The following is an 8,169-nucleotide window of genomic DNA, read 5'->3' as shown; positions in this document are numbered from 1 at the left end:
GCACCCTCGGCCGCACCCGCCCCCAGCCCGTCCCGGCCGGCGGAGGAACCGCATGTCTACGGTGCCGGGCCGCGCCGCCTTCCAGTCCACCCGCCCCGCCCCGGCCGCCGCCGGGGCGCGGGCCAGACCAGGGGATCGCCATGACCGACTCCGCCCTGCCCGAGAACACCGCCGATCACCCCGATCACCCCGATCACCCCGATCACGCCGGCGCCGCCGTGGTCGACCCCGAACTGCGCGGCCGCGCCCTCGACGGGATCATGCTGCTGCTGCCCCGGGTGCTCAAGCGCGAGCTGCCCCAAGTCGGCGAGAACGCCTGCCTGTTCGACGAGGTCGGGCTGACCTCCGCCGCCACCCTGGAACTCATCCTCGAACTGGAGGACCACCTCGACGTGCAGATCGACGTCGAGGGCATCGACCCGGAGGACCTGCGCTCGATCGGCACCCTCGCCGGCTTCGTCGCCGGACACGTGATCGCCGAGGACTGACGACCGTGCGCGTCCGCGGACCGCTCCCCGCCACCACCCTGCCGCGCACCGCCTCCCCGCTGCGCCTGACCGCCGCCCACGCCCTCGACCTGCCCGGCCACTCCCCGCTCGCCGCCGACCCCGACCTGCGCACCTTCACCGCCGACCTGGCCCGCCCGTACGGGGTCGAACTCGACGAGGACGCGCTGGCCGGGGCCCGCGGCCACTCCTACGACGCGCTGGCCGAACACGCCATCCGCGCCCTGACCGACCCGGCCCGCCCGGTCGACCTGCTGGTCCTGGTGTACGCCGTGCCCGACGTCCGCCCCGGGCAGGCCGTCGCGCTGCGCCTCGCCGAGAGCTGCCCGGGCGAACCGCTGTCCTTCGCGATCTGCGACGAGGGCGCCGGCGCCGCGTTCAGCGCCCTGCTGATCGCCGACGCCTACGCCCGCACCGCGGGCGCCCGGCGCGCCCTGCTGATCGCCGTCGAACAGGCCGACCTGCACCACCGCCCGCACCGCCCGGCCCGGCTCCCCGACCGGCACTCCGCCGCCGCCCTGCTCTGGGAGGCCGACGGCGGCGGCCGGCCGCTGCTCGGCACCGACAGCAGACCCGGTACGACCGACGACCAAGTCGCTCACACGCTAAAGGAGTTGTGCGCCGAGCTGCCCGCGGACGCGTTGCTGCTGCTCGGCCCGGGGCTGACCGGAGCGGTCGGCGCCCGCCCGCACGACGGCCGCACCGCCCGCCCCGGCAACCCGTACACCGGCGGCTGGGCCGCCCTCGCCGCCGCCCTCGCCGACCCCCGGTACGCCGGCCGGCCGCTCGCGCTCGCCGACCGCGAACCGGAGACCGGCCGGATCGACCTCGCCCACTGGGCCGCCGCGGAGCCCGCCCGGTGACCGACGTCTGGCTGATCCGCACCGACATCCTGCTGCCCCGGGGCCCCGCCCTGCTCGACCCGGAGGAACGCGCCCGCGCCGCCCGCCACCCCGAAGGACCCCAGCGCCACCGCTTCGTCACCGCGCACGCCGTCGCCCGGCTGCTCACCGCCGAAGCCGCCGGCCTGCCCCCGGAACGGATCCGCTGGCGCCGCGGCCCGCACGGACGCCCCGAACCCGAGGGCCTCCGGGCCGAGTTGAGCGTCAACCTGAGCACCGCCGGGCCCTGGGCGCTGTTCGCCGTGCAGCACCGGGAGGAGGAGGGGGACGGCGACATCGGCGTCGACCTGGAACCCGTCCCCACCGACCGGGCCGCCGCCCGGCTCGCCGCCCGCTACTACCCGGAAGTCGAATCCGCGTGCGACGCCGAGGAGTTCACCCTCCGCTGGACCCGCAAGGAGGCGTACACCAAGGCCCACGGCGGACGCCTCGCCGACGGGCTGCGCACCCACGCCGGCCCGCCCGGCGACCCGTCCGAACCGCCGGGCCCGCACCGGATGCACGGCCCGCTCGGCCCGTGCACCGTCCACGACCTGCCCGCACCCCCCGGCTACCGGGCCGCCGTCGCCCGCACCGGCACCCACCCGGTCCGGCCGCGGCTGCGCCCCTACCCGGACCCGCGCCCGCGCCCGGAACCGGACGCGGTGCGACCCGCCGCCGACCGCCGACCCCGACCCTGACTGAGGCAACCGAGCCATGAACACCCGCCACCCCGAGGACGCCACCCCGCTGCCCACCGCCGCGCCCGGCGTCCAACTCCAGCCCGCCGCCTACGAGAAGCTGCTCGACGCGCTGCGCGGGTCGATCGCCCGGCTGGCCGCCGACGAACCCTTCGAACGGCTGGTCGTCCCGCCGGTGATCTCCCGCGCCACCATCGAACGCGCCGGATTCGCCGCCTCCTTCCCGCAGCTGCTCGGCACCGTGCACAGCTACGGCGGCAGCCCCGCCGAGTGGCGCCGGCTCTCCCCGCTGATCGCCGAGGACGGCCCCTGGCACGCCCGGCAGGAGATCTCCGACCTGGTGCTGCTCCCCGCCGCCTGCTACCCCGTGTACGCGGGTCTGGTCGGACGGGAGCTGGCCGAGCCCGTCCGCTACAGCGTCGAGGCGCAGTGCTTCCGGCAGGAGGCCACCGCCGAGCCCGGGCGGCTGCGCAGCTTCCGGATGGCCGAACTCGTCACCGCGGGCACCCCCGAGCACTGCCAGGACTGGCGCGAGCACTGGCTGCGGAAGGTCGCCGGCTGGCTGGACGGCCTCGGCCTCAAGGCCGCGGTCGAACTCGCCGACGACCCGTTCTTCGGCGGTGGCCGCAAGCTCTACCAAGCCGCCCAGCGCGCCCAGGAGTTGAAGTTCGAACTGCGCGTCCCGGTGGCCGACGGACTGGTCCAGGCGATCGCCTCCGCCAACATCCACAAGGACCACTTCGGCGAGGTCTTCGAGTTCACCGCCGACGGCGCGACCGGCCACACCGCCTGCACCGCCTTCGGCCTCGACCGGATCGCGCTCGCCCTGCTGCACGCCCACGGCACCCGCCCCGCCGACTGGCCCGAGCAGATCGGCGACGCCCTGCACAACGGCACCGCCCCGAACGGAGACTGACGACGTGTCGAACACCCGAGCCGTCACGCTGCGGTTCCTGGCCGAAGCGCCCGGAGCCGAGGGGCCGGTCACCCTCGGCCAGGACAACGTGCTCCGCTGCCTGCGCAACGAGCAGCCCTCGCGGGAGAAGAACGAACCCTCCTCGCTGAACAAGCAGGCGACCTGGATCATCCCCGACGGCGCCGACGAGGCCCGCTGCCTCGACGCCCTGCGCACCCTCGCCGAACGGCACGCCGCCCTGCGCACGGTCTTCCCCGGCACCGGCGGCGACCAGCTCCCCGAGACCCAACGGCAGAACACGGAAGGGGAGTTCACCGTCCAGGTGATCGCCCTCGATCCGGACGAGGACCCCGCCGCCCGGGCCGAGGCGTTCTGCTGGGACGAGCGCTGCCACCCGTTCGACCTCACCGCCGAATTCCCGCTCCGGCTCGGCCTGCTCACCCGCGACGGCCGCCCGGTGCTGCTCGCCGTGGTCGTCAGCCACGCCCAACTCGACGGCGTGGCAACGGGACTGCTGTTCAAGGAGTGGATGGCGCTGACCTCCGGCGACGAACTGCCGCCGCCCGCCGGACCCACCCCGATCGAGGTCGCCGAACAGGAGCGCTCCAGCAGCGGACAGCGCCGCGGCCGCGCCGCCCTGCGCCACTGGGAGCGCATCCTGGCGGAGGAGCCCTCCGCCGTCTTCGCCGACGACCGGATCCGCTCCCCCGAGAACCTGCTGCACACCCTCGGCATCCGCACCCCGGCCGGCGCCGCCGCCCTGGACCGGGCCGTCCGGCGCACCGCCAGCTCCAAGTCCGCCGTCCTGACCGCCTGTTACGCCGCCCTCGCGGCCCACCGCGCGGCCCGCTCCACCGTGGTGATGGCCGCGCTGTCCGCCAACCGGCACCGCTCCGTCCTCGCCGAGCACATTGGCACCCTCGCCCAGGACGCGCTGCTCGTCCTGGACACCGACTGCCCCGACCTCGACACCCTGATCGCCCGCACCCAGGCCCAGGCGCTCTCCGGCTACTGGCACGCCACCTTCGAGACCGAGCGGCTCTGGAAGATCCTCGACGACTCCTCGCTCGGCCGCGGCGCCCGCTTCGTGCGGGACGTCGTGCTCAACGACGTCAGCGGCACCGTCCCCGAGGAGATCGCCGCGCTGCGCCCCGACCCCGCCGCCGACCCCGACCTGAGCTGGTACCCCACCGAACCGCTCCCCACCCGGCTGATGATCAACATCTGGCGGACCAGCGGCTGCCTGGAGATCAGCCTGCACGCCCACCCCGACGTCCTCGACCGCGAGGAGACCGAGCACTTCGCCCGCGCCCTGCTCCGTCTGATCGACCTCGCCGGACAGCGCAACGTCACCCTCGGCCCCGACGGCGAACTCGCCGCCCTCAGCAACCTGCCCGTCGGCCGCCGCGAGAAGGGCCGCTGGCAGCAGGTCGGCACCAACTGGGTCGACCTGGACGCCCTGGCCGACCGGCTGCGCACCGTCCTGGACGTCAAGGACGTCGAAGTGACCTGGCAGAACGAGGAGTTGACGGCCGTGGTGCGCGAAGGCTGCACCCTCACCCCGACCGAGGCGCACACCGCCGTGGTCGACGCGCTCTCCTGGCGCGACACCCTGATGGCCCCGCAGCGCTACGTCCTGCCCGCCGGCGCCGGCACCGGACGCGACTGAGCCCCCCGGGCACCGGACCGCCCGGCCCGGTGCCCGCCCGTTCACCCGGCGAGCCGGGACTCCAGCCGGCGCAGCCGGTCCCGCTGCCGGCGGTCCAGGACGAACATCGTCGGAAGCCAGCCCAGCAGGAGCACCAGCACGACCGTCCCCACCAGCGGGCCGTGCCGCACCCAGGAGAAGGCCGCCAACCACAGCTCGGACACGCAGATCACCACCCACACCAGCCACCCGCGCCGCCGCTGCTCCCGGTCGGCCCGGATCAGCGTGCGCAGCGCCGCCAGCTGCGCCGGGTCCTCGGGGATCCGCTCCTCCTGGACGGCGCGGCCCAGCTCCACCAGGTCGGAGGCGTCCCGCAGGCCCAGCCGCCGGGCCCGGCGGCGCTGCCCCCAGTGGACGATCGGCAGGAGCAGCAGGGTGCAGAGCACCCCGGAGCAGACCGCGACCGGCCACGGCCTGCTGCTCGTCAGGTACATGGCGGCACTCCAGGCCGTCCCGGAGACCACCGCCACCGCCCACACCCGTGACTGCGCCGGCCACGACCCACCCGTCCGCCGTTCCTCCGTGTCCGTCATGTCCGCCGGGTGCCCGCCCCCGGCCGTTCAACTCCCCCGCGCAGAAGGAAGAACGCGGACGCCCGCCCGGCCCGGGCGGTTGCGCCACCGGGCCCGGGGCACACGGCCGGGCATGACGAAGGACGAGGCGCGCGGCGCACGGACGGACAGCCCGAAAACGGACGGCCCACACACGGGTGGTCCCCAGACGGACGGCCTGGAGCCGGACGGCCCGGGGGACGACGGCGAGACCAGGGGAACGGTGCTGATCGCCCTGGTGGCCAACCTGGTGATCGCCCTGGCGAAGATCGCGGGCGGCCTGGTCGCCGCCTCACCCGCACTGCTGTCCGAGGCGGCGCACTCCGTCGCCGACAGCCTCAACGAGGTGTTCCTGCTGGCCTCGCTGAGCCGCAGCCGCCGCCGCCCGGACGCCCGCCACCCCTTCGGCTACGGCAAGGAACGGTTCTTCTGGTCGATGCTGGCCGCCGTCGGCATCTTCGTCACCGGCGGCTGCTTCTCCTGCTACCAGGGCCTGCACACCCTGCTGAACCCGGAGGCCGAGGAGACCGGCGGTTACCTCGTCGTCTACCTGGTGCTCCTGGTGTCGCTGCTCGCCGAGGGCGCCTCACTGACCAGGGCCGTCCTCCAGGTGCGCCGACAGGCCCGGCAGGCCGGACGCGGCCTGGCGGCCCAACTGCGACGGGGCGACGACCCCACGGTGCGGACGGTGTTCGCGGAGGACGCGGCCGCGGTGCTCGGCGTCCTGCTGGCCCTGGTGGGCGCCGGGCTGCACCAGTGGACCGGCCGGCCCCAGTGGGAGGCCGCCGCGGCCCTGGCCATCGCGGCACTGCTGATGTACGTCGCCTACCGGCTCGGCCGCGACGCCAAGGACCGCCTGGTCGGTCAGGCCGTCGACCCGGCCGTCCAGCAGAAGGCGCTGGACGTGCTCACCGAACGGCCCGAGGTCGACACCGTGACCCGGCTGCTGACCATGCAACTCGGCCCCCGCTCCGCCCTGCTGGCCGCCCGGATCGACCTGGTCGACGGACTGGACAGCAGCGGGGTCGAGGAACTCTGCGTCCGGCTCAAGCAGCGGATCAGGGCCACCTGCCCCGACATCGACCAGGTCTTCCTCGACATCACCGCGGCCGACGAGGACGAACGCCGCCGGGCGGCCGAACGCCGCCGCAAACTGCGCGAGACGGTGCGGCGGCAGGCGGCCGCCGGCAACTGAACGCCCGCCCCGGCACCCTGACGGGAGACCGGTTCGCGGCAGCGGAAAATTCCTCCGCATATCTGCCGGTTCCCGGGGCAGCAGAGGCCGCGACAACGAATCCCAGGAGGTCACGATGGTTCCCCTGTTGCTGGTCCTGCTCCTCGCCCTGCTGCTGTTCGGCGCCGGTTTCGCGGTGAAGGTGCTGTGGTGGGTCGCCATCCTCGTCCTGGCGGTCTGGCTGATCGGCTTCGTGGCCCGCGGTACCCACCCCTCCGGCGGCCGCCACCGCTGGTACCGCTGGTAGGGCGGACGGCCGAGCCGACCGGCGCACCGAACTCCGGCGGGGCCCGCGGACACCACCTGTCCGCGGGCCCCGCCGTTTCGTCGTCCGGTCCGACCGGCCGGGCCGAAATATCCCACCGGTAGCCGGAGTTCGGACGACGGCCGCCTGCGGGCCACCCGCGGGCCGCTCGGGTCTCACACAGCTGGGGCTTCATGGTCCCCGCCCGTCCCCGCCCGTCCCCGCCCGTCCCCGTCCGCCCGTCCGTCCGGCCGCACCCCCGTCCCGTCCCGCCGGGAGCGGCCGACCGCCAGCGCCCCGGAGGTCCCGTTGCACCCGTCCCGCAGCACCGCCGCCCGCCTCGCCGCCGCCGTCCTCGCCGTCGGCGCCGTCCTGCCGCTCGCCGCCCTGCCCGCGCAGGCCGCGCAGGCGGTGCCCGCCGTCGCGGCGGCCACCGCGCCCGCCGCCGTGCCGTTCACCGCGGCCACCGTCACCCTGAACGCCGACGGCAGCCACACCGTCAGTTGGGCCTCGCCCGCCACCGCCGTCACCGTCACCGCCGTGGACTCCGCCGACGCCGCCCCCGGCACCGGCACCCCGGTCGGCCAGGGCCCGGGCAGCGGGACGCTCACCGTTCCGGCCGGCCGCCTCACCGCCGGCACCCACTGGTTCTTCCGCCTCACCCCGGACTCCGGCACCGAACTGACCGTCGCCGACCGCTCGCTCCACTTGCCGGACGCCGCCAACTTCCGCGACGCGGGCGGTTACCGCACCACCGACGGCCACTGGGTGCGGACGGGCCGGGTCTACCGCTCCGGCAAGCTCAGCGGGCTCACCCCCGCCGAACAGCAGCAGCTCACCGCCGCCGGGATCACCCGCGACGTGGACCTGCGCAACGCGAGCGAGCGCAGCGGCGCCCCCGACGCGATCCCCGCCGGCACCGCCTACCAGGTGGCCGACGTGACCTCGCTCGCGCACGGCATCTCCTTCCACAGCAACGCCGTCACCACGCTGCTGGCCGCGCTCGCCGCCGGCCTGTTCAACGGCTCCTCCGACCTCGGCCAGTCCATCGGCTATCCCTTCATGGTCGACTTCACCGGCTCCGACTGGGCCTTCCACGACACCCTGACCGCGATCGGGACCAACCAGGGCGCGCTGGTCTACCACTGCACCGCGGGCAAGGACCGCACCGGCTGGACCAGCGCCGTCCTGCTCACTCTGCTCGGCGTGGACCGCGCCACCGTCAACGCCGACTTCCTGGCCAGCAACACCTACACCGGCCGCCCCGACGCGGTCGAACTCTCCTGGCTGGAAGCCGCGTTCGCCGAGGTCAACCACGTCTACGGCAGCTTCGACGCCTACCTCCACCAGGGCCTGCACCTCACCGACGCCGACCTCGCCGCCCTGCGCGCCCGCCTCCTGGTCTGACCCCCGCCCGGGCGCGGCCGG

At 75.1% G+C, this 8,169-nt stretch carries 9 protein-coding genes; 8 read left to right on the top strand and 1 reads right to left on the bottom strand.

Annotated elements, in window-relative coordinates; genetic code table 11:
* Positions 1-140 precede the first annotated feature (140 nt).
* From ACWEO5_RS14395 to ACWEO5_RS14375, 5 genes are read left to right on the top strand one after another with little or no spacing between them, the layout of a single operon-like run.
* Positions 141-488: an acyl carrier protein gene (locus ACWEO5_RS14395; protein WP_452162703.1), complete on the top strand. Its 348-nt coding sequence runs from the start codon at positions 141-143 to the stop codon at positions 486-488.
* A 5-nt stretch (positions 489-493) separates the two neighbouring features.
* Positions 494-1,369 carry a hypothetical protein gene (locus tag ACWEO5_RS14390; protein ID WP_452162702.1) on the top strand — a complete coding sequence of 292 codons (876 nt, stop codon included), beginning with the start codon at positions 494-496 and terminating at the stop codon, positions 1,367-1,369.
* Entirely contained in the window at positions 1,366-2,088 is a 723-nt protein-coding gene (locus ACWEO5_RS14385; RefSeq protein ID WP_452162701.1) for a 4'-phosphopantetheinyl transferase family protein, read from the top strand. The genes ACWEO5_RS14390 and ACWEO5_RS14385 overlap by 4 nt, the downstream gene beginning before the upstream one ends.
* Before the next feature lie 16 nt (positions 2,089-2,104).
* On the top strand, positions 2,105-3,004 hold the full coding sequence (locus ACWEO5_RS14380; protein WP_452162700.1) for a hypothetical protein: 900 nt from the start codon (positions 2,105-2,107) through the stop codon (positions 3,002-3,004).
* A 4-nt stretch (positions 3,005-3,008) separates the two neighbouring features.
* Positions 3,009-4,673: a condensation domain-containing protein gene (locus ACWEO5_RS14375; RefSeq protein ID WP_452162699.1), complete on the top strand. Its 1,665-nt coding sequence runs from the start codon at positions 3,009-3,011 to the stop codon at positions 4,671-4,673.
* Between the two features lie 41 nt (positions 4,674-4,714).
* Here ACWEO5_RS14375 and ACWEO5_RS14370 read toward each other — a convergent pair whose 3' ends face one another.
* On the bottom strand, positions 4,715-5,146 hold the full coding sequence (locus tag ACWEO5_RS14370) for a hypothetical protein (RefSeq protein WP_452162698.1): 432 nt from the start codon (positions 5,144-5,146) through the stop codon (positions 4,715-4,717).
* A gap of 211 nt (positions 5,147-5,357) precedes the next feature.
* On the opposite strand from ACWEO5_RS14370, the gene ACWEO5_RS14365 reads away from it, so the two are divergent.
* From ACWEO5_RS14365 to ACWEO5_RS14355, 3 genes are all read left to right on the top strand, one after another.
* The gene (locus ACWEO5_RS14365) at positions 5,358-6,458 is read left to right on the top strand and encodes a cation diffusion facilitator family transporter (RefSeq protein WP_452162697.1); all 1,101 of its coding nucleotides are present in this window, start codon (positions 5,358-5,360) and stop codon (positions 6,456-6,458) included.
* A 115-nt stretch (positions 6,459-6,573) separates the two neighbouring features.
* A complete protein-coding gene (locus tag ACWEO5_RS14360) occupies positions 6,574-6,744 on the top strand; it encodes a hydrophobic protein (protein WP_344554875.1) in 171 nt (56 codons plus the stop codon).
* A gap of 306 nt (positions 6,745-7,050) precedes the next feature.
* Complete coding sequence (locus ACWEO5_RS14355) at positions 7,051-8,148, top strand: tyrosine-protein phosphatase (RefSeq protein ID WP_452162696.1); 1,098 nt, start codon at positions 7,051-7,053, stop codon at positions 8,146-8,148.
* Positions 8,149-8,169 lie beyond the last annotated feature (21 nt).

This window comes from Kitasatospora sp. NPDC004272 (genome assembly GCF_053603035.1).
The sequence above is the reverse complement of the archived record's forward strand: the minus strand, read 5'-3'. Positions and strand labels throughout refer to the sequence as shown.